This window comes from Cupriavidus sp. IDO (assembly GCF_000812465.1).
Lineage (GTDB): Bacteria > Pseudomonadota > Gammaproteobacteria > Burkholderiales > Burkholderiaceae > Cupriavidus.
Genome location: NZ_JWMA01000009.1, coordinates 22771 through 48363, shown reverse-complemented (window position 1 = coordinate 48363; position 25593 = coordinate 22771). Strand labels below are relative to the sequence as shown.

At 60.4% G+C, this 25593-nt stretch carries 21 protein-coding genes and 1 pseudogene; 4 read left to right on the top strand and 18 right to left on the bottom strand.

Translation table 11 applies throughout. The features are described 5' to 3' along the window. Positions 1 to 69 precede the first annotated feature (69 nt). The 7 genes and pseudogenes from RM96_RS03590 to oxlT all read right to left on the bottom strand — a co-directional run bounded on the left by RM96_RS03590 (position 70) and on the right by oxlT (position 7884). Positions 70 to 1587, bottom strand: a complete 1518-nt coding sequence (locus RM96_RS03590; RefSeq protein WP_052279302.1) for a hybrid sensor histidine kinase/response regulator — start codon at positions 1585 to 1587, stop codon at positions 70 to 72. Then, complete coding sequence (locus RM96_RS03585) at positions 1584 to 2036, bottom strand: response regulator (RefSeq protein ID WP_039007765.1); 453 nt, start codon at positions 2034 to 2036, stop codon at positions 1584 to 1586. Before RM96_RS03585 ends, RM96_RS03590 begins: the two co-directional genes overlap by 4 nt. Positions 2037 to 2052: 16 nt before the next feature. After that, a pseudogene (locus RM96_RS03580) lies at positions 2053 to 3150 on the bottom strand (sensor histidine kinase); the annotation flags it as partial. Positions 3151 to 3232: 82 nt separating this feature from the next. Further along, complete coding sequence (locus tag RM96_RS03575; protein ID WP_039007763.1) at positions 3233 to 3883, bottom strand: response regulator; 651 nt, start codon at positions 3881 to 3883, stop codon at positions 3233 to 3235. Positions 3884 to 4417: 534 nt separating this feature from the next. Then, positions 4418 to 5092: a YoaK family protein gene (locus tag RM96_RS03570; protein ID WP_039007761.1), complete on the bottom strand. Its 675-nt coding sequence runs from the start codon at positions 5090 to 5092 to the stop codon at positions 4418 to 4420. Positions 5093 to 5399: 307 nt separating this feature from the next. Then, positions 5400 to 6629, bottom strand: coding sequence for a CoA:oxalate CoA-transferase (gene yfdE / locus RM96_RS03565; protein WP_238587067.1), 1230 nt, complete (start codon positions 6627 to 6629; stop codon positions 5400 to 5402). Beyond that, positions 6616 to 7884 (bottom strand): oxalate/formate MFS antiporter, encoded by a 1269-nt coding sequence (oxlT, locus tag RM96_RS03560; RefSeq protein WP_039007759.1) that lies wholly within the window; start codon positions 7882 to 7884, stop codon positions 6616 to 6618. The genes yfdE and oxlT overlap by 14 nt, the downstream gene beginning before the upstream one ends. Positions 7885 to 7964: 80 nt before the next feature. On the opposite strand from oxlT, the gene RM96_RS39240 reads away from it, so the two are divergent. Next, the gene (locus RM96_RS39240; protein WP_193752382.1) at positions 7965 to 8105 is read left to right on the top strand and encodes a hypothetical protein; all 141 of its coding nucleotides are present in this window, start codon (positions 7965 to 7967) and stop codon (positions 8103 to 8105) included. A 31-nt stretch (positions 8106 to 8136) separates the two neighbouring features. Here RM96_RS39240 and frc read toward each other — a convergent pair whose 3' ends face one another. Then, the gene (gene frc, locus RM96_RS03555) at positions 8137 to 9387 is read right to left on the bottom strand and encodes a formyl-CoA transferase (protein ID WP_039007758.1); all 1251 of its coding nucleotides are present in this window, start codon (positions 9385 to 9387) and stop codon (positions 8137 to 8139) included. A gap of 40 nt (positions 9388 to 9427) precedes the next feature. Beyond that, a complete protein-coding gene (gene oxc, locus RM96_RS03550) occupies positions 9428 to 11206 on the bottom strand; it encodes an oxalyl-CoA decarboxylase (RefSeq protein WP_052279301.1) in 1779 nt (592 codons plus the stop codon). An 868-nt stretch (positions 11207 to 12074) separates the two neighbouring features. Here oxc and RM96_RS38410 point away from each other — a divergent pair. Then, positions 12075 to 12356: a hypothetical protein gene (locus RM96_RS38410; protein ID WP_152624030.1), complete on the top strand. Its 282-nt coding sequence runs from the start codon at positions 12075 to 12077 to the stop codon at positions 12354 to 12356. Positions 12357 to 12720: 364 nt separating this feature from the next. On the opposite strand, the gene RM96_RS03545 is transcribed toward RM96_RS38410, so the two are convergent. Further along, complete coding sequence (locus RM96_RS03545) at positions 12721 to 13068, bottom strand: cupredoxin domain-containing protein (protein WP_039007756.1); 348 nt, start codon at positions 13066 to 13068, stop codon at positions 12721 to 12723. Positions 13069 to 13104: 36 nt separating this feature from the next. Continuing rightward, on the bottom strand, positions 13105 to 14049 hold the full coding sequence (locus tag RM96_RS03540; RefSeq protein WP_039007754.1) for a metallophosphoesterase family protein: 945 nt from the start codon (positions 14047 to 14049) through the stop codon (positions 13105 to 13107). Between the two features lie 450 nt (positions 14050 to 14499). Here RM96_RS03540 and RM96_RS03535 point away from each other — a divergent pair, with 450 nt between their 5' ends. Both RM96_RS03535 and RM96_RS03530 read left to right on the top strand, forming a co-directional pair. Continuing rightward, positions 14500 to 16197, top strand: a complete 1698-nt coding sequence (locus RM96_RS03535; protein ID WP_063925966.1) for an adenylate/guanylate cyclase domain-containing protein — start codon at positions 14500 to 14502, stop codon at positions 16195 to 16197. Positions 16198 to 16232: 35 nt separating this feature from the next. Further along, positions 16233 to 17258 carry an AraC family transcriptional regulator gene (locus tag RM96_RS03530; RefSeq protein ID WP_039007751.1) on the top strand — a complete coding sequence of 342 codons (1026 nt, stop codon included), beginning with the start codon at positions 16233 to 16235 and terminating at the stop codon, positions 17256 to 17258. Between the two features lie 19 nt (positions 17259 to 17277). Here the strand turns inward: RM96_RS03530 and RM96_RS03525 are convergent, their stop codons facing one another. From RM96_RS03525 to RM96_RS03495, 7 genes are all read right to left on the bottom strand, one after another. Then, positions 17278 to 18204: a 3-hydroxyacyl-CoA dehydrogenase gene (locus RM96_RS03525; RefSeq protein WP_052279300.1), complete on the bottom strand. Its 927-nt coding sequence runs from the start codon at positions 18202 to 18204 to the stop codon at positions 17278 to 17280. A gap of 96 nt (positions 18205 to 18300) precedes the next feature. Then, positions 18301 to 18807 (bottom strand): 2,4'-dihydroxyacetophenone dioxygenase family protein, encoded by a 507-nt coding sequence (locus tag RM96_RS03520; protein WP_052279299.1) that lies wholly within the window; start codon positions 18805 to 18807, stop codon positions 18301 to 18303. A 154-nt stretch (positions 18808 to 18961) separates the two neighbouring features. Further along, positions 18962 to 19600, bottom strand: coding sequence for a hypothetical protein (locus RM96_RS03515; protein WP_052279298.1), 639 nt, complete (start codon positions 19598 to 19600; stop codon positions 18962 to 18964). A 9-nt stretch (positions 19601 to 19609) separates the two neighbouring features. Next, positions 19610 to 21853 (bottom strand): xanthine dehydrogenase family protein molybdopterin-binding subunit, encoded by a 2244-nt coding sequence (locus tag RM96_RS03510; protein ID WP_039007748.1) that lies wholly within the window; start codon positions 21851 to 21853, stop codon positions 19610 to 19612. Between the two features lies 1 nt (position 21854). Beyond that, positions 21855 to 22316 carry a (2Fe-2S)-binding protein gene (locus tag RM96_RS03505; protein WP_193752381.1) on the bottom strand — a complete coding sequence of 154 codons (462 nt, stop codon included), beginning with the start codon at positions 22314 to 22316 and terminating at the stop codon, positions 21855 to 21857. 49 nt (positions 22317 to 22365) lie between these two features. Next, positions 22366 to 23094: an NAD-dependent epimerase/dehydratase family protein gene (locus RM96_RS03500; protein WP_052279297.1), complete on the bottom strand. Its 729-nt coding sequence runs from the start codon at positions 23092 to 23094 to the stop codon at positions 22366 to 22368. A gap of 266 nt (positions 23095 to 23360) precedes the next feature. Further along, complete coding sequence (locus RM96_RS03495; RefSeq protein ID WP_082016405.1) at positions 23361 to 25514, bottom strand: sigma 54-interacting transcriptional regulator; 2154 nt, start codon at positions 25512 to 25514, stop codon at positions 23361 to 23363. Positions 25515 to 25593 lie beyond the last annotated feature (79 nt).

Genomic DNA, 25593 nt, shown 5'->3' with positions numbered 1-25593 from the left:
GGCATGCGGGGCGGTCCAAATGCAGTGGAGGTTGTGATCCCGGCCGGCGGCGTGGACCTGCGGCCATACTCACGCTGCCCCCGGGCGCAGACTCATTGGTATTGTCTGCGCACATTCGCCTTCGCTGGTTTCGACGGATGCGAGCGGCAACGCAACGGTCAATGCGAAGCCTTGATTGGGTGCGGTCTGGATCCGGATGGCGCCGCCCAGGCGGGCCGCACGCTCCCGCATTCCCAGCAGGCCGAAGGCGTTCGCGTTGGGTCGCACGTCACTGGTGCAACCACTGCCGTTGTCTACCACGCGTACTATGCAATTCATCTCCTCGCGCACGATTTCGAGCGTCACCGAGGTTGCCCCCGAATGGCGCGTGACGTTTGTCAGTGCTTCCTGGACAATTCGGAATACTGCGGTGCCGCCCTCGTGATTGAAGTCAATGTTGTCGACGTCAATTCGGCGGATCACTTGTACGTCGTGGCTCGCTGAAAACTCATCGATCAGCCAGTTGACCGCCGGAGTCAGGCCAAGGTCGTCCAGCATCGTGGGACGCAGACCTGCCGCAATCCGCCTTACCGAGCCAATGACCTGGTCGATCAGTGAGTAGACTTTGCGCAAGTTGGCAAGCGGCGCGGCCGTCTCAGCAGCCATAAGATGGTCTTCGATTTTGGCGGCTTCCACTTTCAGTGTCGCCAACTGCTGCCCAAGATCGTCGTGCAGTTCGCGTGCAATACGATTTTTCTCCTCCTCCCGTACGTGCTGAATATTCGCCGACAGGCGCTGCAGTTCTTCGCGCGATTCACGCAATGCGTCATCAGCCCGTTTCCGATCTGTAATATCCATGATCCAGCCCACCATGCGATACGGCTGATCGGAATCGTTCCACAGTGCTTGCCCACGAGACTGAACCCAACGGAAATCGGGAGACTTGGTTCGAACTCGATACTCCACGTCGTAGACGCGCTTATGCTCCAGGTGCGCTTTCAGGCTGGTGAATACCCTGTCTGCGTCGTCCGGATGAATGGCATCCCGAAGCGCTCGCGCGTCGTTGGGCAGTTCGCTGTTTTCATAGCCCATGGTTTCCTTGAAATAGGACGAAAGATACATCGCACCGGTCTGCAGATTCCAATCCCACAATCCCGCGGTAGCGCCGCTCACAGCGAGCTGAAATCGCTCCTCACTCGCTCTGAGCGCCGCCGCGATGCGATGTCGCTCGATGGCGTAACGAATTGCGCGGCCCAGCTCCGACGCATGGATATCTCTTTTCAGAAGGTAGTCCTGCGCACCTTCTTGTATGGCCAGCAAGCCAGCCGATGCGTCGTCCAGACCCGTGAGAACCAGTACCGGAACATCCGGCGAAAGCCGAATGAATGTTCTGACCGTGTCGAGCCCCTGGGCGTCTGGCAGGCCCAGATCCAGAAGCACGACATCGAAACGCATCGATTGTGAACGAGCCACGCCGTCAGACAGGCGCTCGGACCGAACCATCCGATGCTCGAACTCCACCACATCCCCTAGCGCCGTTTCAATCAGGAACGCATCGCTGGCGCTATCCTCAACCAGAAGAATTCTGATTTCCTTCGATATGCTCATGGTCGGATAAGCGGCAGCGTCACAATGCCAAACCAGAACTCACTGATGCTTCGTACGACATCCATGAATTTGGTGAAATCAACCGGCTTTGTGATGTAGCAATTGGCATAGAGCCCGTATGATCTCGCCACATCCTCCTCCGATTTGGAGGTGGTCAGCACGACCACCGGGATATTCATCAGCGCCGGATCTTTTTTGACATCCTCGAGCACTTCCCGCCCGCTCTTGCGCGGTAAATTGAGATCGAGAATGATGAGTCCGGGCCGGGGAGCGGCGCCGTGTTTTCCCTCACGCCTCAGGTATTCCATCGCCTCCACGCCGTCCTCGACCACATGCAGGGGATTCAGCACCTTGTAATACTCAAGAGCCTCACGTGTCATCATCACATCAGTGGGACTGTCTTCCACCAGGAGAATATGAAGGAGATCGTGGGATGCGTTGGTAACCATGGTGGCCTTCGGGACGTTATCGCGACGGATTTACGTGGTCGACCTTCGCGTGCAGAGTAAAGAAGAATGTCGTGCCCTGATCCGAAGCAGACTCGACCCAGATGCGCCCGCCGTGCTGTTCAACGATTCGCTTGCATAGGGCAAGACCGATTCCCGTGCCGGGATGTTCGGCGCGGGTATGGAGGCGCTGGAACACCAGAAAGATGCGCTCGTAATACTGAGGTTCGATGCCGATTCCGTTGTCCCTGACCCAGAACACCCATGAATCGCCCTGATGTTTGGCCCCTACATCGATCCGCACAGGACGGCCCTGGTGCCGAAACTTGATAGCGTTTCCGACCAGATTCTGAAACAGCAGCGTCAGCTGCGTGGGATTCGCGAGCACCGTTGGCAACGCAGCGTGAACAATCTGTGCACCAGCCTCCTCAATCACGACGCTCAAGCTCCTTAGCGCCTGATCAAGTGTTTGTCCGCAGTCAGTCGGCTCCCGTGTATCCACCGATCGACCCACACGAGAATATGTAAGCAGGTCGTTGATGAGCGCCTGCATGCGGGTGGCGCCATCCACCGCATGCGCAATATACTCATCGGCCCGCGGATCCAGTTGGCCCTGATATCGGCGTTGCAGCATTTGCAAGGAGCCGGCGACTGCACGCAGCGGCTCTTGCAGGTCGTGAGAGGCCACGTAGGCAAACTGTTCAAGGTCGTGATTGGAACGGGCCAGATCATCCGTCTTTCTAAGCAGCTCCTGCTCCGCACGCTTCCGCCCCGTGATATCGACAATCGCGCTGAGCACAAATACTTCCTCGGGCGTTCTGACCGGATTGAGTCCGAGCTCGACCGGGAACTCGGAGCCGTCCTTGCGCAGCGCGTAAAGCTCGCGGCCAATTCCCATTGGACGGCTCTTAAGGTCCCCATAGAACGCACTGCGGTAGCCTGGGTGAGCAGCACGGAAGCGCGCGGGCACGAGCGCTTCGATGCTCTTCCCGATCAGTTCGTCGCGCTCATAGCCAAACAGCTTCTCCGTCTGCGCGTTTACGAGGACGATCCGGCCAGCGCGATCCACCATCACCATGGCGTTGGGCGCTGCCTCCACCACCTGGCGGAAGAGTTCGTTTGTGAGGCCATTTGATTCCTTGCGTGGGTCCATCCGGCCTCCCGGCAACATCTCTTTGCGTTTCCGCGGAAAGCGACGCTTACGCGTCTTCACCTGGGTCGCTGCACAGGCCGTTTTTCAACGCGTAACGAATGAGCGCGACGTCGTTGCTCATCTGCATCTTCTGATGAATCCGCATCTTGTAGGTACTGACCGTTTTGGAGTTGATGCACAGCCCGTTTGCGATCTCCGAGACCGTCTCACCATTGACAAGCCGCCTGAAGACGTCGAACTCACGATCTGATAGCTGCTCGTGCGGCAAAGCCTCCGCGTCGCGGTCAAGGTTGCCGGCTACGCGCTCGGCCATGGCTGGGCTCAGATAGACGCCGCCACTGGCGACTTTGGTGATCGCAGTGACCAGATCCGTCATTGCGCTCTCCTTGGTCAGATAGCCCCGCGCGCCGCACTTGAACGCACGTTCGGCGTACTGGTGCTCGCCGTGCATGGTCAACACGATCGTTCGCACGGGCACATTTTCCTTCTTCAATTGGCGCACGACTTCGAGGCCATTGCGTCCTGGCATTGACAGGTCCACCAGCATGACCTGCGCAGGCGTGGTGCGCCCAAGGTGCAATGCCGCAGAACCGTCAGCCGCTTCGCCTACTACGTGGAATCCGGTTGCCTTCTCAAGGATATGCCGCAGGCCCTCACGCATCAATGCGTGGTCATCGGCGATCAATACGCGAATCATGCCTTGTCCCTCCAACGTTTGTCGCAAACGGCAATGCAAGGGAACCCGATCTCCCGTCTGCCATTGTCGGCGTCGGACACATCCCATCAGAATTTCGCGCTCAGGGAGAAGCGCTACCGTGGAAAGCCTACAAGGGTGTGCTCGGCTGGGAAACTACATGTTTATGTAGTCCGGGACACGGTCGCAGGTGCATTCAAGCAATCCCTTCATCACTGCCAGCGGCGATATCCCTTCGGTGATTGCGGGGATTTGCGAGTCGTTGTCGATTAACCCGCGAGGGCCGCTTACGGCAAAGAAATTCCTTCTTAGCACCGGCAACAGCTTTGAGGATCCAGCGATGCACGGTTGAATGCCACTCCTGGAAAGCGGCAGGCAGGCCCGTGGGCTAATGTGACTTTCGCGAGCACGTCCGCCGAGACCGCACCTTTGACAATTCGCAGCGCCTCAGTGGAGATATTCAGCACCAGATCGCCTCAACGGCAGGGTCATTCGCAAGCTGAGCGGCAATCGTGTCCGTACCGAAGCCTCAACCAGCTATGGTGTCGCATACGCAGCCCGAGCATGCCTGTATATCTCGACCAACGCCGCCAGCAGCAGTGCTGCTGGCAACCAGAGTGCCGCATCGTGCAGGCGGTGGGTAATCAGTCCGCCTGCCAACGCGCCGAGCACGAAACTGAGACTGATGGCACCAAGGCCCGCGGCATCGCGCAAACCTGCGGCCTTGACCCGCGGTATTGTCGACTCAAAAAGAAGTTGGAGGCAACGCCGCAGATTGCCGGTGGTCATCACCGACGAGTATGTCTGATTTCCTGAATGCGTGAAAAACGTCGATTGCTGCGTCGCTACGAACGCAACGCCTGCTAACAGCCAGAATTCCGGCAGCTCCTTCAGCGCTGCGAGCGCCAGAAACGCAATTTCGAACACCAGTGAAATGATTGCAGGGCTGCTTGGGTGGCGCCAGGCAATCAATTGCAGTAGGCGCGCAGCGAAAATGCCGCATACGAAACCAATGAGTGGCCAGATATGCCTCAGTGTCTGGTGCATGTCGCCACCCGCAAGATTGACGGCCAGCATCACGATATTGCCGGTCATCGAATTAGCGAATACATTACCGTGGCCAAGATAGGTAAATGCGTCAAGAAAGCCGCCATTCAAAGTAAGCAAGATTGCCACAATGGGATGCGTTTTCGCCGCTTCAATATTGTTCATCGCCTTAGATGATGGAGTATGGATGATGACACGTGGAAACCTGGGCGTGCGCACTGGCGCTCTCGGCGAGCTGTGCCGGCAATCCCAGGCTGCCTGGCCAGGAGATCGAGGTCCGGAAAGACGAGCCGCAGGCCGGCAGAAGAAGCGGAAACCGAAGCCAATCAGCCACGGTCGCGCCCCCTGCCGCGCCCACGCTGTGGTTGACGCACGCACGCCCCGGCATCAGCGTTTCTTCAACTTACCGCGACGAGCGATAGACCAACGACGCGCCTGAGCGAAACCAGCAGCGAACGTTCGGTCGGCGCACTCATCGCACGGTCCCCGTCCGCAGCGCGGATTGCACGCCGAACTCGTGGCGCAGCGCGGGTCCGTGCTCGTCGAGCGCCGGCGCCCCCGCGCGAACCTTCGGGTCGGGATAACCGCTGATCTTCACCGGATTGCCAGGCATCCGCACCCCTCCTGCCTCGATGAACATGTTGCGCGCTTCGGTCTGCGGTAGCTGCGCCGCCTCGGCAACGTTCAGCAGCGGTGCCACCGGTACGCCGGCCGCGTGGATCACCTCAAGCCAATGTTCAGCGGTTTGGCGTTTGAGCACCGACTCGAGTTCCACCTTCAATTCGGGCTCGTGCGCCACGCGACTGGTGTTGGTCACGAAGCGCGGGTCGGCGGCAAGCTCCGTCCGGCCGATTGCCGTACACAGCAGCTCGAACAGATGGTCGTTCCCGCAGCAGATGACGAACGGCTTGTCCGCCGCGGCGAAAACGTCGAACGGAGCCATGTACGGGTGCCGATTGCCAATCCGCGCGGGCGCGTGGCCGGTCGCAACGTACGACATGAAGCCATGCTCGAGGAAGGAAAGCGTCGCGTCGAACATCGCAACGTCGACGTGCGCGCCCTTGCCGGTTCGCTCGCGCGCGTATAGGGCACTCGCAATGCCGCAAAACATGAAGACGCCACCGCACAGATCTGAGAGCGATGTGCCGACCCGCGTCGGCGGGCCGTCGGGAAAGCCCGTTGCGTCCAAGATGCCGCTCATCGCCTGAACAATGGTGTCATATGCCGGGAAGGTCGACAGCGGCCCGGTTTGTCCGAAGCCCGACGACGACGCGTAGACGAGTCGCGGATTGATTTGGGCCAGCGCCTCGTACGAAAATCCGAGTCGCGCCATCGTGCCAGGGCGGAAATTCTCGGCAAGCACGTCGGCCTTGCGGACCATGTTCAGAAAGATCTCGCGGTCTGCGTCGTCTTTCAGGTTGAGCACGATGCTTTCTTTGCCGCGATTCACGAAGCTGAAATAGAGCGACTGGTCGCCGACGTACGGCTCGCCGACGTACGGGCCGTAGGTGCGCGTGTCGTCGCCGTGCCCCGGCGGCTCCACTTTAATCACGCGCGCGCCCAGGTCGCACAGGATCGTCGTGCCGAACGGGCCGTTCAACACGTGCGTGAGGTCGATTACCAACAGGCCGGCAAAGGGGCCGGCGGCGTTCTTGCGATGAGTAAAAGACATGATTTTGCTACCTTTATCAACGGATTGCATTGGCTTGTTCAACTGGAGCTACGCTGCCATTCTTTTTTACTGGTTTACCCATCTTGGGGATGACAAATGTTGCTATAGCGAAAGCGATGAAAGATGTAGCACCTGTAATCATAAACGCCGTATTCCAGCCGAATTTTGTAGCAATCGCTGCGCCAAGACCACCACCGAAGATAGATGAAATTGCCTTAGCTCCGAAGAAGAAGCCATAGTTTTCAGTCGAGAAGGCCGTACCAAAAACCTCGCTATTTATAGGTGGGAAAAGAGCGTAGGAACCACCCCAAGTAAAGAATGTCAACGCCAGTACGATGATAAAGGCTGTTGTCGAAATTGCTGCAACTGTTGGGAACGAAAACAGGATGATACAATTGACACCAAATACGATAGACATCGTCTTGTAGCGGCCAATCTTATCCGAAACAGCGCCCCAGAATGGACGGCTGGCACCGTTGAATAGATTCTGGATCGAAACTGCAATCGCTAGCGTGCCAGCAGCGATACCGAGGCTCTTACCGAAGGGGGCACTATTGGCAACCAGGAGCATGCCACCGAAGTTTACCGAGAAGAATGCCAACCACAGGACCCAGAACTGCGGTGTCTTCAGCATTTGAGCCGAAGTGAAGTCTTTTTCGGTGACAATCGGAGGAGCGTGTTTGACACCCTTCTGTTCGCCCGGGAACTTAATGATCAGTGCGATTGCGATAATCATCAGACCTTCGATCAAGCCTGTGTACGCAAATGCAGGACCAACGCCGCGTGTCTTCAACATGCCGCTAATCAGTGGCAGGAAAGGCAGAACACCCAAACCGTAGCCGGCAGCTGTGAATCCCGATGCCATACCGCGCTTCTCCGGGAACCAACGGTTAGCTGTATTTATCGCGGTACCATAGACGACACCAACGCCTGCACCAGCCAATGCGTACAGTGCGTACAGAGCTGGGGCAGTATCAACTTGCCCCATGAATGCCCAACCAACCAGAACCATTATGCCGCTGATAATCAGTGCACCCTTAGGACCGAATTTATCGACGACGATGCCGCCACTTGGTTGCGAAACTGCTTGAATGACTTGCGACAACGTAAACGCGATTTGCACGGCAGTAAGCGAAATCCCCAACTTTCCTTGCAGCGGGGCCGCATACAGAGTCCAGGAATACTGGACACCAGAGACCATACACATCAGCAAAACAGCTAATATTAGGTAGAGCCAACGATTTTCCAGCAAACCGGCTGGTTGAACTTTCTGCGAATTATTCACGGCATCCTCGCGAAGAATTTGATTGGTGATCGGATCATGTGGGCCGCCAAAGGCCCCAATTGCTCTGTACTGCTACCTGAATGGCGAAGATCGCCAGCGAAAGCGCCGCAAACGATCAGGCCGAAGCGTCGGCGACGCCGGCGAGCACCGTCGCAACGCGCCGCGCGGCGGCAAGCGACGCGGCCTCGCTCTCGGACGCCGCGTCGTCGACAACCCGCTGATACGGCAGCGGTACCGGTACGCGTATCGCAGTCAAACGGCTTTGGCCTCATGCATCCTGGCGATTTGCTCCTTCGTGTAGCCGAGCTGCGCAAGCACCTCGTCCGTATGCTCACCAAGGAGCGGCGACCCCGTAATCTCGGGCTTCATGTCCGAGAACTTGATCGGGCTGCCGACCGTCAGGTACTTGCCGCGCACCGGGTGGTCCACTTCGACGACCGAGCCCGTCTTGCGCATCGACTCGTCGTAGGCGAGCTCCTTCATGCTGAGCACTGGAGCGCACGGGATGTCGAATTTGCGCAGAATATCGACGGCCTCATACTTCGTCTTGTCGGCGAGCCACTCCTCGATCTTCGCAAAGATGTCGAAGATATGGGGCTGACGCGCCTGGGCCGTCTTGTAGTCCGGATCGTTGATCCATTCGGGCCGCCCGAGCGCGCGGCAGATCGGCTCCCACGCTTGCCCCTGAATGGTGAAGTAGATATATGCGTTCGGATCGGTTTCCCATCCCTTGCACTTGAGCACCCAGCCCGGCTGCCCGCCGCCGCCCGCGTTGCCGCCACGTGGCACGACATCGGTGAATGTGCCGTGCGGATACTGCGGATACTCCTCGAGGTAGCCGACGCGTTCGAGACGCTGCTGGTCGCGCAGCTTGACTCGGCACAGGTTCAGCACCGCGTCTTGCATCGATACGGCCACCTTCTGCCCCTTGCCCGTCTTGTCGCGTCCGATCAGCGCCGTCAGGATGCCAATCGCGAGGTGCATGCCGGTATTGCTGTCGCCGAGCGCGGCCGCGCTCACCGTCGGCGGACCGTCCCAGAAACCCGTTGTCGAAGCGGCGCCGCCCGCGCACTGCGCGACGTTCTCGTAGACCTTCAGATCCGAGTAGTGATGGCCTTCGGAAAAGCCCTTCACCGAGGCCACGATCATCTTCGGATTGAGCTCGTTGATACGCTCCCACGAGAAGCCCATCCGGTCGAGCGCGCCAGGACCGAAGTTCTCGACGAGCACGTCCGATTCGCGGATCAGCTTCTCGAGGACTTCCTTGCCTTCCGCTGTCTTCGTGTCGAGCGTCAGCGAACGCTTGTTGCTATTGAGCATGGTGAAGTAAAGCGCGTCGGCCTCGGGGATATCGCGCAGCTGATTGCGCGTCACGTCTCCCGAGCCGGGACGCTCGACCTTGATCACGTCGGCGCCGAACCAGGCGAGCAGTTGCGTGCAGGCGGGGCCCGCCTGAACATGCGTGAAGTCGATGATCTTGATTTCTTTCAGTGGGAGTTTCACTTTCGTTCTCCGGAGAATATAAGGGGGGTGATCAGGGGATTTAGTCCTGTTTCGCCGAGCTGTGCGGATTGAGGTTCGTCAAGCGGCCGCTTTCAGTGCCGGCGGATTCATCGATGACGGCGTTGATGAGGGCTGGCTTGCCGAGCCTGAGCGCTTCGTTCACCGCCTTTTTGAGCTCAGCCGTCGTCGTGGCGTGGTAGCCGATGCCACCGAACGCCTCGATCAGCTTGTCGTAGCGCGCATTCTTGACGAACACGGTCGGGGCTACATCCCTGGTTCCGGATGGATTCACATCCGTGCCGTGATACACGCCGTTGTTGTTGAAGACGACCGTGCAAACCGGCAGGTCATAACGGCAGATCGTTTCGATCTCCATACCGGAAAAGCCGAACGCGCTGTCGCCGCAGACCGCGAGCACCGGCTTGCCGGTCACGATCGCCGCGCCCACGGCATAGCCCATCCCGACGCCCATGACGCCCCACGTGCCGACGTCTAGGCGCTTGCGCGGCTCGTACATGTCGATGACCGCACGTGCAAAATCAAGCGTGTTGGCACCTTCGTTCACGAGCGAGATGCCCGGATTCGCCTCGATAACATCCTTCAGCACGCGAAGCGCGCTGTGGAAGCTCATTGGTGTCGGATCCTTGGCGAGCGTCTCTGCCATCTTCGCCAGGTTCTTGTCCTTGCGCTCGCCCACGGCATCCAGCCATTCGGCGCTGGGCTTCGGGAAGCTCGAGCCGAGCTCGCCGAGCATCGCCGAGACGCACGAACCGATATCACCAATGACAGGCGCAGCAACAGCGACATTGCTGTCGATTTCCGTCGGTGCGATGTCGATCTGGATGAACTGCTTCGGCTTGCCCCAGGTCTTGCCCTTGCCGTGCGCGAGCAGCCAGTTCAGGCGCGCGCCTACGAGCATCACAACGTCGGACTCCGCCAGCACGAACGAACGCGCGGCCGACGCCGATTGCGGATGAGTGTCGGGCAAGAGACCCTTGGCCATCGACATCGGCAGATAGGGAATGCCGGTCTTTTCGACGAGCTCATGAATCTGGGCGTCGGCTTGCGCGTACGCCGCACCCTTGCCGAGCAGGATCAGCGGACGCTTTGCGCTTTTCAGCAGGTCGACAGCACGCTTGACCGATTCGGGAGCGGGCAGCTGACGCGGCGCCGGATCGACCACCTTGATCAACGACTTGCGGCCCTTTTCGGCGTCGATTGCCTGCGCCAGCAGCTTCGCCGGCAGGTCGAGGTAGACGCCACCGGGACGGCCCGATACGGCAGCGCGAATAGCCCGCGCGACGCCGACGCCGATGTCTTCAGCGTGCAGCACGCGGAAGGCGGCCTTTGCGTGCGGCCTGGCGATGGCGAGCTGATCCATCTCTTCGTAATCGCCCTGCTGCAAGTCGACGATCTCGCGCTCGCTCGAGCCGCTGATTAGGATCATCGGAAAGCAGTTCGTGGTCGCGTTGGCCAACGCCGTGAGGCCGTTCAGGAAGCCAGGGGCGGACACGGTCAAGCAAATTCCAGGCTTCTTGCTGATAAAGCCGGAAATCGCGGCTGCGTTGCCTGCGTTCTGCTCATGACGAAAGCTGATGACGCGCATGCCTTCGGCCTGCGCGAGACGCGCCAAGTCGGTAACCGGGATGCCGGGCAAGCCGTAAATGTTCTCGATACCGTTCAGCTTCAGTGCATCGATGACGAGATGAAACCCGTCGATCATCTCTGTCTTTTGTTGCAGTGGGTCTTCTGCAGCGGAGCGCTGCAGGTTACCTTGTGCGCTGCGGGTTGCGCGTTGGTCTTCGTCGAGGTCTAGCATGACACATTCCTTAATTTATGCCTGGTTGGATACTCATTGGCCTTTGCGCATCGCGACCATCTGCGAGGCGTTCCTGTGATTGGCTGCAGTGCGAGAATCGTTAGAACGTAATGCCCGGTATGCTCACAGGAGCTGGCCAAAAGCTGAACGATGGCCGCGAACGCGGAGACATCGTTGATCCAAGTATTGACGAACCGGTCGATTGCGGAAATCGACTCCTTCTTGGAATCCTGTAGGGATTGGCTTTCGAGATTCATGTAATAGCCGTCCTTCGCCCCGCCAGCTATCATCAAGAACCTGGCACTATGAACCGTTCAAGTCAGTCAAAACGGGCTTGGTTATTGCACTGCGGACCTCGACGTGACCGCGGGCCAGATGAACGTCCCGCCGGGGCAATTCATGGCAACCGATTCAGCACTCGTCTTGGAGAGATGGCGGCCAGATAACGGCGCGGCGTGGCGGATACTGCGCGACGGAGACTCGTGGCTGACGAGACAGTGCCGTGGGGGCGCAACATCCACACGGCATCAAATGCAAAGTCGACTGCGTGCAATGCAAATCAAGTAAGCAGCGAAGACCGTATATTGGGTCCAAGGGATCGACTGGTTACGAGACGCACGCCGCGGGTCAGGACGAGTCTCACCTCCACCAGGGGGAGTGCCCCTCAATGTGCCTCGGCGTAGCGAAGCCGCCAGCAGCTCGCGGAAGCCTTTGCGCTTGCGATAGCGCTCTTGGAGCGATCAGAACAACGGTCTTGGTACCCGCGTCAAGCACTTAATGCGATCTGGTGGGAATTCGATCTTGGTAATTGTGTGTCTGCTACCGGCGCCAATTGCCCTCCATGCTCGGTAGCCAAAGGTGGTTGTAAGTGAGTTTTCTTGGAAAGATAAAGTTCGCCGCTTATGTGTTTGGTGGCCAGCATGCAACAGCAAAAGCAAGGGTTCTCTCTAGAGATATTCGAACATTCATTTACGAAGCCGACGCCATACCAAATGATGCTGACAAGGATCCGTTAGTGAAATCGAAGATCTGGCAGAGGACGCGTAATTGCTCGGAGAATGAGTTGCTATTTCTTTATGCGGTGGATAAGGAAGTTGCGATGCTCTGCGAAAGAGTTGCGCAACAGCACTCACCATGGGAATTGTTGTAACGGCACGCGGTGTATTTCTGAGCTCGCCCGGGAATCTGCCGGCCACCGCCAAGGCGACTCACAGAGGGCCGTCACATACGGTGCATCCCGACGGCGCAGTTCGACTCTGTTTGATCGGGGGCGCCCGGCGGGGGAAATTTCAGCCTGCGCGCGAGACTGACAAGAACGCGCCTCGAGGTCGGGGCCTGCCCCACGCTGCCTACGCCGCCATTGCGCGGCGACGTCGATGGCGCCGGGCAGGCGCTCGACGCCCTACTTAACAACATTGAGGACTTTACGCGCGCCATTGTGGTCGGCGACCGCCGCTAGCCGCCCTCACCCTTGCGCCATCTTCCGTTTTCAGCCATCCAGGACGCGCTTGCACCTACTGGACGGTGATTGTCGCCTTCATATTCGGGTGTATGCCACAGAAGATCTTGTAGACACCCGGCTTATCGAACCTGAACTTGTAGGTGTCGTTCTGATCGAGCGCGCTGGAGCGGAACAGGCCGGCATCGTTGACAATCGTGTGCGGTTCGCCGTCGAGATTCTTCCAGGTCACGGTCGAGCCAGCTTTAATTGTGAGTGACATTGGCGAGAACATGAAATTCTTCACAACGACAACATTGGCCTCCTGCGCTTGCGCGACGGAGAGCCCGGAAAGCGACGCCGCTATGAGTAGGCCGACCCCGAGGGGAACGACGAAGGCGCGACGGAGGGTATTCGTTAGCATGATTCGGATCCTGGTTGGTGAGCAGTGTTTGGAAACTCAGGCGAGCGTCGTGTCGGCGAGGGTCGCTGCGAGCGGGTGGCGCACGATCCTGATGCCGGTTACACCAAGCATCCTGGGAAGCTGGTCGCTCGGTACCGTCAGCGGCATCGGGCCCGGTCCATTGCCTGCCGTCGGTTGGGGATAGGCCGTCGAGCGCGCCGTGTGGAAGGTGATATTGCCTTCCACCTTCGACACGATCTGGTGGATATGGCCGTTCAGGACTGTGACCGAACCGAAGCGCGTCAGATAGCTCATCGCCTCGCCGGCGTCGCCGGTGCCCCACCCCCACGGCTGGTAGATCGTCCACATTGGCATGTGGGCGAAGACGACGATCGGCGTACTGGCCGAGCGGCCCTTCAGGTCGGCTTTCAGCCACGCGAGCTGGTCGTCGCCCAGGCCCCCCAGACCGTTCGGCTTGAAATGCATCACGTTGACCAGGCCGATAAAGTGGACGCCACTGTGGTCGAAGCTGTAGTAGCCCTTATTGTCGGAGGCTTGACCAAAGCGCCTGAAGTATTCCGTCCCGGGTCCATCGGTGACATCATGCTCGCCAGGCACGGTATGCAACTCGGTGATATTCAGCCCCGACATCAACTGGGCCGCGTGGTCGAACTCTTCCGCCTTGGAGAGATGCGTTATGTCGCCCGTGTGAATCGTCAACGCAGGCTTGACCGGCATGGCGTTGACGAGGTCAATGGTCTGCTTGAGCGTGCCCGCGACGTCGGGATTGGCCTCCTTGTTGAAGCCAATATGCGTGTCGCTGATCTGCAGGAAAAGGGGGATGCCCGTGGCATCCGACAGCCCCTTCCCCGAGACGGCACGGGCCAGTTCCAGCGGCGCCAGAATGCCGCCGGACAAGACAAAGACGGTGCCCGCACCACCGAAAGCGAGACATTTCAACGCGCCGCGGCGCGACGGATCGGATGGAAGATCTGATGACATATTGCCCTCGCGACTTAGGTTCGGGAGGCAGATCGCCGGACTATCCGACGGGCCTCGCGACTGGGTTCACGAGCAAGACTCTTGCGGCATCCGTTTTATTCCACCGTAAGCATCGCGCGGCGGCGGCTGGAGGCGTCCGTGCTATCAGCGATATGAGGAAGCAGCGACGCACCCAGCTGTACAGTAGCTTGACGCTCGGCCACGCTACATCCTCGCCAAGCCTCGTGAGCTGGAATAAACCTGGCGTCTGCGCAGTCCTGCAAGTGCGCGCGACCAGTTCTCGGGAATGTTCGGCTGGCTCATGCGCCACATGCTCGCCCTCCTCCCGAACGACCGCTTCCTCAACGCCCGGCGGACGTGCCTTGCACCTCTCTGGCGCCAGCCCTTTCGACGCCAGCGAAGATAAGATACGAATCGGCTGCGTCCCGTCGAGGCCAAGGAGAACCGAGCATGTCGCACTTTCCCTATCTTCAGAGGTTGCTGCCGGCGGGGGTGCGATCGGTGCGGCTGACGACTGGACTGGTGCTCTTCACCTACGTAGGCACGCACCTCCTGAACCACTCGCTGGGGAATATCTCGCTCGCATGGCTGGAGCGTGATCTGCTTGTGCAGAAGTTCATCTGGCAGGGATGGCTGGGAACGGCCGTGCTGTACAGTGCGCTGGCGACGCATTTCTTTCTGGGTCTGTGGGCGCTGTATGAACGGCGCTCGCTGAATTGGACTCCCGGTGAGGTGGCGCAACTCGCCCTTGGCTTGTGCATACCGCCGCTGCTAGCCAACCATGTTGTGAACACGCGGGTCGCACTTGCCGAGTTCGGCCTGAACAAGGGCTATGCGCAGTTGCTGTACTCGTTCTGGATCGACTCACCGTTCTTCGGGCGCGTGCAGCTGATGCTGTTGGTGGTCGCCTGGCTGCATGGGTGCTATGGCATCTGGTTCTGGTTGCGGTTGAAGCCATGGTTCGGGGCGTGGCGGAGCGTGCTGCTGAGTGCCGCCGTGCTCCTCCCGGTGCTCGCGCTGCTAGGCTTCTTGCAGGGCGGACGGGAAGTGATCGCGCTCGCGCAGGATCCCGTCTGGCGTGCCGAGGCGACCCGGCCGGCGGTCATTGGAACGGGACTGCAAAATCTCTGGCTCGCCCAGCTGCGCAACGACTTTCTGCTCTTCGATGGCGGTGCGTTGCTGCTTGTGTTCGCAGCGCGGCTGGTGCGCACGGTGCGCGAGCGCCGGGTCGGGCGGCTCCGTGTTCTGTATCCGGACGGGCGAAAGGTATTCCCGCCGCTCGGATTTTCGGTACTCGAGGCTAGCCGCATGGCCGGCATTCCCCATGCCAGCAGTTGCGGTGGCCGCGCCCGATGCTCGTTGTGCCGGGTGCGCGTGCTCAGCGATGTGCCGCTGCCCGCGCCGTCCGAAGCGGAGCGGCGCGTTCTGGAACGGCTGGGCGTTGACTCACAGACAGTTCGACTCGCCTGCCAGTTGCGGCCGACCCATGATCTTTCCGTATGGCCCCTGGTGCCGCCGGCAGCATCCTCGGCCTTCTTGCAGAGGCGCCAGCGGGACGTCATGCCTCAAGAGCGATTCGCGGCGTTCATGTTCGTGGATATGCGGGATTCCACAAAGCTTGCGGCGGCACAGTTGCCGTTCGACAGCCTGTTCGTCGTCAGTCGCTTCCTGAGTGCGGTCAGCGCCGCGGTAGTCAAGGCTGGCGGCCTGCCAAACCAGTTCATTGGGGACGCAGTGCTGGCGATCTTTGGCTTAAGCAGCGAGCCGTCCGCTGCATGTCGTCAGGCGCTCAGCGCGGTGCCACTGGTCGCAGCCAATATAGACGCCCTCAACGCCGCGCTCGAACAGCAGCTGCAAACGCAAATCCGGTTTGGCATTGGCTTGCATTGCGGCCGGGCGGTAATGGGTGAGATCGGTTTTCGCGAGCATGTCACGTTCACAGCGATTGGCGACCCGTTGAACGTGGCTTCGAGACTTGAACAGTTGACCAAAGAGATCGCGTGCGAGGCGATCGTCTCGGAAGAGGTCTTCCAGCATGCCGGCGTTTCGGCCGCAGGCTTGCCGCAGCTTGCCGCACGCCTGCGAGGCCGCGATGAACCGATGCCCGTCCGTGTACTGTCCAAGGCGGCGCAGATGCCTCGCGCCTGACTACGCCCTCCACGTCCCGCAGTGAAGTACATAGAATGCAAGGATACCTACCCAGTGTTGTGTTGAGCGGAGCAGCTCCTCTGCTCGAGGTACTCGGCGTCCAACCCGAGTTGGTTGCGACCGGAGCCGAGCTGCCGGAGCTTGCGCTCCGTTCCGCCGACGTGCCGATCCGGGGTGCGCAAGTGCTTCGATTTCTTTCGCTGGCTGCCGAAGTTACGCAATGCCGGAATTTTGGACTAAGACTCGCCGAATATCAGGGCCTGGCGGTCCTGGGCCCGATCCTTGTGATGATGCATGGCGCGCGTACCCTCGGGGAGGCAATGGATACGCTAGCCGAGTTCTACGTGCTGCATACGTCGATGTCTTCTGTACGTGCAGTGCGGGACGAACAGGGGATGGTCTTGACTTACGACATTGAGAACGCTTCCGGTCCCGGAGAAGTTCAGGCAGTTGAACTGGGTCTCGCCAACGGCATGCAGTACTTGCGTACCATCTGTGGTACCGCCTGGCAGCCGGCCGTTGTGCAATTCCGTCATTCGGCGCCTGCGGACTGCACAATGCACAGGCGCACGTTCGGACCATCCCTCAGCTTCGATCAGGACAGAAATGCGATTGTCCTCGATCGCGGTACGGTGACGCGTCCGGTAACGCAACTTCGCCGTCACGCGCATCGTGTGCTCGAAGCACACTTGCGGCGCGAAAGGGCGCAGTTGGAGGCGCTATGGACGGTACGCACGCAAACGATGATTCGCGCACTTTTGCCGTTCACTGACAGTTCGCTCAACGCCATAGCGCGAGCGCTCGCCACGTCCCCGCGGTCCTTGCAGCGCCGCCTCGCTGAGGCCCGCACGACGTTCGATGAACTGCGGGAGCAGGTTCGTGAAGATCTCGCCCTGAAGTATGTGCAGCAGTCAAACCTGCGTCTCGCCGAGATCTCTGAACTGCTTGGTTATTCGCAGCAAAGCGCGTTCAGCCGTGCGTTCAAGCGACTGCAGGGCGTCACGCCCCGGCAGTTTCGAGCGATGCGTCACGAGGATGACCCCGGACGTCCAACCAGGTAGCAATAGCCTGCCTTGGGTTTCAGGTGGCGACGAACGTGGGATTCAGGAACTCCGGATCGGGATATTGATAGAAGCCGCGCCCCACTGACTCGCCGATATACCCGGTATCGATGAAATGCGCTTTCACGTATTCCGCAATGCGCCGATGCGTTGAATCGCCCGTACGTTCCGCAAGCGCGCGCGTGACGTTATAGACGGTCGTCATGCCGATTCCGTCGAGAATGCCGAACGGGCCAATCCGATCCGCCTTCGCAATCATCCACGCCTTGTCGATCGTCTGCACGTCGGCAACCTCGTTGACCAGCAGACCCAGCGCGGCGATCAGCATCGGGACGAGCATGGTATTCAGCAGGTAGCCGGGCTGCTCCTTGCGCAGCGGTAAAGGCACCATGCCAATGCGGTGTGCGAACTGCACCATGCGCGCGAATACGGCGGGGTCGGTGCCCGGATGGCCCATGATTTCGACGATGTTGTGCTTCCACACTTCGTGCGCGAAATGCAGGCTCAGCACGCGCTCGGGCCGGTCCGTGAACATGGCAAACTGGCTTGGCACCAGCGTCGACGAGTTGCTCGCAAAGATGGTGCCGGCCGGCGCTACAGCCGACAGTGAACGGTAGAAAGACTGCTTGATTGCCAGATCCTCGGGGATGGCTTCGATGACGAGGTCCATGTCGGCAACGGCCGAAGCGAGGTCGCTATTGCCCTCGATGCGTGCCAGCGTGGCTTCGATCTGCTCGCGAGGGGCACCCAAATCGGCAGCGTAGACGCGCCCTAGCGCATCGAAGCGGCCGTTCGCGCGATCCAGGCAGGCGGCATTGATGTCGTAGGCTACGACGTCGATACCGGAAAACGCGCACTGAAAGGCGATCTGCGCGCCCAGCACGCCGGTACCGGCCACCATGATGCGTGCGATCGGCCGATTGTCGTTTAGGGGATGAGAAGGCATGAGTGGCGGGGGCGGTGCGTATCGTAGATCAAATGGGTCGGACCGTTTGCGTGACCTCCGTGAGCCAGATGCCTGGCTCACGTCCGTTGCCGTCGCTTAGCGGCCGCCCTGGCAGCCGATCAGGTCGATCTCGGGCAACGCATTGGCTTTGCAGTAGTCCTGGTAGCGGCTCAAGGCCGTCCGCCACGTCTCGACGAACGTGACGTTGCCGTTTTCGTCGAGGAAGTGGAGCTCACCGGTCGACACCACGAGCGCCATGCCATTGTCGTCGTCGGAGAGATTGGTGAACGAGTGCGACGACTCCGACGGCTCAAAAACGAAATCGCCGGCTTGCGCGATCCAGTCGTGCTGGTCGTATTTCCATCGACCGCTGAGTGTGTAGACCATCACCGTGCCGGTATGGCGATGAATATGCGCGCCCTCCCCTTTGGCGGCCTTCATGAGCAATACCACTTCGCCCGTCACAGGGTTGATTTTGAAGTATTTGAGTAGAATTTTGTCGTTGATAGGGGCGAAGGGAATCCACGGCGTGGCGTTTCCACCGATATGGACCGTGTCGATCGCGGAAACATCGTTGAGGGCTTGGGTAGCTTTTGTGTTCATGGAATGCGTCTCCGATTGAGTTGAGGGCTGGGTGTGCGCAGCGCGAACCGTGCGCAATCTCCAGCCCTTATTCAATCGCAAGCCACCCGTGGGAACTTGACCTGTGCCGCCCTAATTTGTACTTTACGCGCCAAGTGTGTTCTGTCAGCTGATCTCAATCAGGACAGGGCTGACCCGCGGCACCCCACATCGCCATATCCTTCACATGCGACTCGAATGTGCCAGGCGGTGTGCTGCGCCCCCCGCCCGGGTTCCAGCTCCAGGGGATAAAGCCATGCATAACGGCATCGTGACGCAGATGCTCTGCCAACCCCGCTGCGTCCCGACCACCATTGCGCCTGGGGTCGCGCAACTGCTGACAGATCTCCGCGCCGCTCTTGCCGAACCATTGGAATTGCACAGGGGCTAATTGCCAGGCAATGCCGACATGTGGTGGCGCATGCGGTACATCGTTCGGCGCGGTCGAAGTCACATGGCAAGTTGTGCACGCTTGTCCCGGGATACCCGCGCGGCCGAAACCGGCATTGATGTTCATACCGTGCAGTCGGGTCTTGCTCTCCCCGACAACATTCCACCTCGGAACATTGTCCGCGCCAACGTGGCAATTGGCACAGCGCGGATGGGTGACGACGGCCTGGATGCGCTGCCATGCCTTCAGGCCATCGTCCTTGCTGACGCTGCCCAGAGGCGGCATGTCGCTGGCGGTCTCCTGGTGGTCGGTGGCCGAGATCGCGAACGGGGCGGCAATGGCCACGGCGGCGGCGACCAGGCATCTCAACAGAATGCGTTTCACGTTTGCCCCTCAAACGAATTCGACGAACTTGTTGAACGGCATTTCGCGCAGGCGCTTGCCAGTGGCTGCGAAAATCGCATTGGCCAGCGCCGGCGCGGCTGGGGGCACAGGCGGCTCGCCGACCCCCCGTATCGGGCCGGTTTCGATTCCGCGCACTTCTATCCTGGGGCACTGGAACATGCGCATGCCCTCATGCTGATTGAAATTGCGCTGCTGCACCATGCCGTTCGCGTAGGTCAGTTCGCAATTCATGGCGTGGCCCAGCGCCCAGACGACACCACCCTGCACCAGATTTTCAAAGTTGACGGGATCAATGACTTTGCCAACTGCGGCGGCCACCCACACTTTTTCGATACGAATGGCGCCGCTGTTCGTCACGGAAACCTCGACCACCTCGGCTACAGGAACGCCAAAGGATTCCGTGAACGCCACGCCTCGCCCGCGGCCGTTGCCCGGCCGCGGGCCGTTCCAGCCGGACATTTCGCCGACGGCATCCAGTACCATGCGGTGCAGTTCATTCTTGCACAGGTCGATTCGTCCCTTGAGGGGATCGACCCCGGCGGCGTGCAGCAGTTCATCAATAAAAGAATCGCCAAAGAAGCCGCCAGTGGAAGCGCCAACCGAGCGCCACGACGAGCACGGCGAGGTGCCCTTGACCTGGTAGCCCGTCATTCTGAAGTTCGGGATGTTGTACTGGAGGTTGCCGGTCCCAAGCGGAATCTGACCGTCCGCCCCAGCCGCCTTCATTCCCATGCGGCTGAACTGCGACCCCACGGCCGAACTGGTGGCGACATGAAAATCCACCGCGACGATCTTGCCATCCTTGACCACGCCGCGGTTGCGCGCCATGCCGATATGGCGCGGGAAGTCTTGCAGGAAATCCTCCTCGCGCGAAAACACCAGCTTGACCGGCGTGCCGCGCATTTTGTCGGCGATCTGCACGACTGCGCGGATGTTCTCGAACTCCAGGCGATGACCAAAGCTGCCGCCGGCCCATTGGTTGTGCAGCACGACCTGCTCCGGCTTGTGCCCGGTGATGGAGGCGGCGATGCCCTGCACCGCGTCAGGCATCTGGTGACTGGTCCAGAGCTCGATGCCGTCGTCGCGAACGATGGCGATCGCGTTCAGCGGTTCGAGCGGCTGATGCGCGACATACGGTGCGCGATACTCGGCCTCGACCACCCTGGCGCCCTGCAACGCGCCTTTCACGTCGCCCTCGTTGCGCCAGACCTTGTCGACGTTGTCCGGCGCGAATGCGGCAGCGACGGCAGCCCAGTGCTGGGCCTGCTCGGGCGGATAGTCGGTGGCCGCGGCCCACTTGCACTCGACCGCATCCGCTGCCTGCATTGCGTACCAGGTATTGGTCGCGACGACGGCAAATCCGTTGGTGATCGGCAGGATCTTCTTCACCCCCGGCATGCGCTCGGCCTTGCTCGCGTCGAACGACTGCAACGGCGCACCCTTGTGCGGATTCATCTTGACTGTGGCGAAGACCATGCCCGGCACAGACTGGTCGATGCCGAACCTGAGTTGGCCGGTGGTTTTCGAGGCGATATCCAGCCGCTGCACAGGCTTGCCGAGCAGGCGCCACTGCGATGGATCGCGCAGACTGACGCTCTGCACCGGCGTTACTTTGGCTGCCTCGGCAGCGAGATCGACATAGCGAATCTTCTTGCCGTTGGGCAGGATCACCGCCGCGGACGCGGTACGCAACTTGTCGACGGAAATGCCGGTGCGCCTGGCCGCGGCGGCCTTCAAGGTCTCGCGCGCAATCGCGCCGGCCTCGCGCAGCTTGGTGTAGCTGTCCGGAATGGTGCTCGAGCCGCCAGTCAGCTGCATGCCGCCGTCCTTGAGCATCTTTCTCGCGCCCGCGCGCGCTGCCTCGGCTTCCGGGCTGTGGTCAATGCTGAGGAACGGTACCAGCTCATCCGCCAGCGCGGTGTTGTAGTAGGCCTTGTCGGTCGGGCCGAAGTCGGTCTCGAACTGACCAGGGTCGAGATCCATTTCCTCCGCGATCAGAATGGCCTGGCTCGCGACAGCGCCCTGGCCGACATCGGTGTGCGGCGTGATCAGGGTGATCTTGTCGGGGCCGATCCTGACCCACGGACTGATCGAGACCGGCGTCGCTCCGGCCTTCGGCGCACTGGCGGCACCCTTGGCGAAGACATAGGGCCCGAACACGACGCCGCCAGCGACGGCAGCCGAGCCGATCAGGAAGGAGCGGCGACCGGGCTTGCTGACGATCTCGTCCATCTCACTTCTCCGAAAGCTTCGTGGCGGCCGCATGGATCGCGGTGCGGATACGCTCATAGGTACCGCAGCGGCACAGGTTGCCAGACATGGCTGCGTTGATATCGTCGTCCGACGGCTTCGGATTGGCCGACAGCAGCGCAGCGGCCTGCATGATCTGTCCGGTCTGGCAGTAACCGCACTGCGGCACCTGATGTTCGATCCAGGCCCGTTGCACGGCGTGCAGAGACTTCGCGCCGAGCCCTTCGATCGTGGTCACCCGCCGCTTTCCGAGGTCCCCGATGCGCAACTGGCAGGATCGCACCGCCTGGCCATCGATATGCACCGTGCAGGCGCCGCATTGTGCGATGCCGCAGCCGTATTTCGGCCCCGTGATGCCCAACTCGTCCCGCAACACCCAGAGCAGGGGCATGTCGGGGACAACGTCCAGCCGCCGCATTTTCCCATTGACTGTCAGCTCGATCATGGTCCGCCTCCGCGCTTGCCGGCGTTGAGTAAACGCATCGGAACGATGCTCATACGTGCCCGTTCACTGTATCGCCCTGTGGGATACCGGGCGAGGCAGCCATGGCTCTGATGTCACTGTTCTCGAAAATCATACCGGGCGTCTTGCCCGTTCCCTCGACGGCGACATCGACCATGGCGCGAGCCAGGTCGTCGGCCTGAATCACCTGGTTCGGGAATAGCAACCGAAACACTGGATAAATCCAGCGCAAAACGCGGTAGCTGAAATTCGGCTCCTTCCGCGGCTCCACGGGGTAGATATACGCCGGCCGGAAGATATAAAGGCGAGGGAACCCGGCCGCGAGCAGCGCTTTCTCGGCCTCTCCCTTATAGCGTGCAAAGGCCATCCGACTTTGCCCGGTCAAGTCCGCGCCACTGCCGCTCAGGAAGGCGAACGCGGCCTCGGGGCTGCTGCCGCGGAGAACTCGCGCGAACTCGACCGTGTAGTCCACGGTGATCGCGCGGAGCTCCGGGTCCGACACCGCCCCGGTGTACGCGCCCAGGCAGAAAACGGCAGCGTCCTGATCCGAAAGCACTTCAGCGAGTGCGGAGCAGTCCGAGAAGTCCTGATGCAGGACCTCTTTCAGCTTGGGGTCCGAGATGCCGAGCTTCCTGCGTCCGATCGCCGTTACACTCCCGACGGCAAGATCCTCGAGAGCGTAGCGAAGGGCATGCCCGCCAACCATGCCACTCGCGCCGACAATGACAAGCCGTGTCTGATTTGCCGTCGAAGTATTCATCTATGCCCCGAAGCTTCGTGAAGGCCATGAATGGGCTTCCTTATTTGATTCGTTCTGGCGCGGCAGTGGTCGGGACGAGGGGCGCAAGTGAACAAATCGATGCCTCGTGATCGTCGGCTCCGCCCCTGCCGCGCTGCTGCACCAGGGTCTGGGATGTCTGACGCAATTACTGAGCCAACGGCAATGTATTGAATTTACAAGGATTTTTAAGGTTTTGCCTTGGCGATATTTCGCCAATGGCGAACTCCTGTACAACAACGCACTGCTTAACTGTGCGCCCGCGGCTGCCGAAAGCGGCACTTGTCGATTCCCAGCGCGCGGATCTTCGATTCGAGCGTCGAGCGCGGAATGCCGAGCCGTGTCGCCGCCCCGGATGGTCCGTAGACCCGGCCGTCACAGGCGCGCAGCGCGTCCTCGATAATCGCCTTCTCATGTGCAGCGAGCGTGCTGGACAGGGCGAGCCGGCTGTCGACCGGTGGTCGTGTCGGCAGCCAGCTGTCGTCGATCGTGAATTCTTCGGCGTCACACACAATCACTGACCGCTCGATGACGTTTTGCAGTTCGCGCACGTTTCCCGGCCACGGATAGGATTGCAGGCGATTCAGTGTCCGCTTGTTAACGCGCTTGAATGCTTTGCCCGCCTTGCGCGCGTAGTGATCGATGAAATACTCCGCCAGCAGGGGAATGTCCTGTATCCGCTCCCGCAGCGGCGGCATCTCAACAGGGAAAACGTTCAGACGATAGAAGAGGTCGCGGCGGAAGCTTCCGTCGGCCACGGCTTCGCTCAGGTCACGATTGGTGGCCGCGATCAGGCGAACGTCGACGCGGATAGTCTCCGTTCCCCCAACGCGCTCAAACTCGCGTTCCTGCAGCACCCTCAGCAACGCGATCTGCGTGTCGGGCATCAGTTCGCCGACCTCATCCAGGAAGATCGTTCCGCCGTCGGCGAGTTCGAAGCGACCGAGTCGCCGCTGGGTGGCACCTGTGAAGGCCCCCTTCTCATGCCCAAACAGTTCCGAGGCAATCAGCTCGCGAGGAATCGCGGCGCAGTTGACAGCGACGAATGCCTTCGACGCGCGGCGCGACCGCCGGTGAATCGCACGGGCGACGAGCTCCTTGCCGGTCCCGGTCTCGCCAGTGATCAGTACCGTCGAATCGCTGGCTGCGACCTTGGAAACTCGCGCAAGCACAACCGTGAGTGCGGGCGATGTACCGACAATCTCTTCGAAGATGGAGGCTTTGTCGATTTCCTCGCGAAGCGCCACGTTTTCCTGTTGCAGTCTCTCCTCGGCTCGCTTGCGCTCCTCGATATCCGTACATGCAACATACCAGCGGAGCAGCCGTCCATGCTCGTCGCAGACCGGGTTATAACGAGCCAGAAACCAGCGATAGCTTCCGTCGTTCTTGCGCAGGCGCAATTCCAGCTCAGGGACGGAACCGACCGACAAACGACTTGCAAACGCTATTAGCCGCTCGCGATCGTCAGGATGAACGTGAGATCCAGTGGATGCACGCACCCAGTCGTCCAGACGGGTGCCGAGATAGGCGAGCGCTGTGCGGTTGGCGTAGAGGCGCTCGCCGTTCGGGCCCAGTACGCCTACGTGCTGCGGCGCGAGATCGACAATCTGCCGGAGTTCCTCCTCGCTCTTGCGCAGCGCCTGCGTGAGTTCCTCTTGCTCCGTTACATCCATCCCGGTTCCGACGAACCCCCGGAACGTCCCGCCGTCGGTCGCCGGCCTGCCGACGCAACGGATATGCCGAATGGCTCCGTCTGGCCGCACAATCCGTTTCGTGAAATCGAAGCCACGGCCGTCCGCCAGCATCTTCTGCATTGCATGCGCCACGAAATCTCGATCGTCAGGGTGCACGAGCGCAAGATACTCCGGCGTATTTGGTGCCTTGCCGCCCGGCTCAAGCCCGTGGATCTGAAACAACCCGGCAGACCAGTATTCAAAACCGGCAGCGTTGAAGGCCCAGCTGCCGATGTGCGCAAGGCGCTGGCCTTCCGCCAGGTAGAACTCGGCCCGCTGTCGCTCTTCAATATCGAGGTTGATTCCAATCCAGCCACATAGCGTTCCATCATTCGCCCGGCGAGGCTCTGCGCGACTGAGGAACCAGCGATACCCGCCTTCAGCGTTGCGCACCCGAAAAGTCACTTCACCTGCGGATCCCGATCTGACGCACTCTGACCAGGCGTTGCGTGCTGCCTCGTGATCGTCTGGATGGAGAAACGCGAGATGGGACTCCCACGCCGTGCCTGTCTCGATGCCGAACCGAAGAGGATGGTCCTTCGCAAGGCCCAGGTAATCCGCGCTTCGTTCATTCAGGAACGTGAGGGCAACAGACGGATCCGCGTACCAGATGTGCGCCGGAATCAGATTCAGCGGGAATTGCAGCGATTCCCTGGTGAAGTCATTCATGAGGCAGCCCTCGGCGAGAACCGGTGAGAGCGTTGACCGTTGTTCAGGCGCTCGTCATCCAATTTCCGAACGTCAGTAG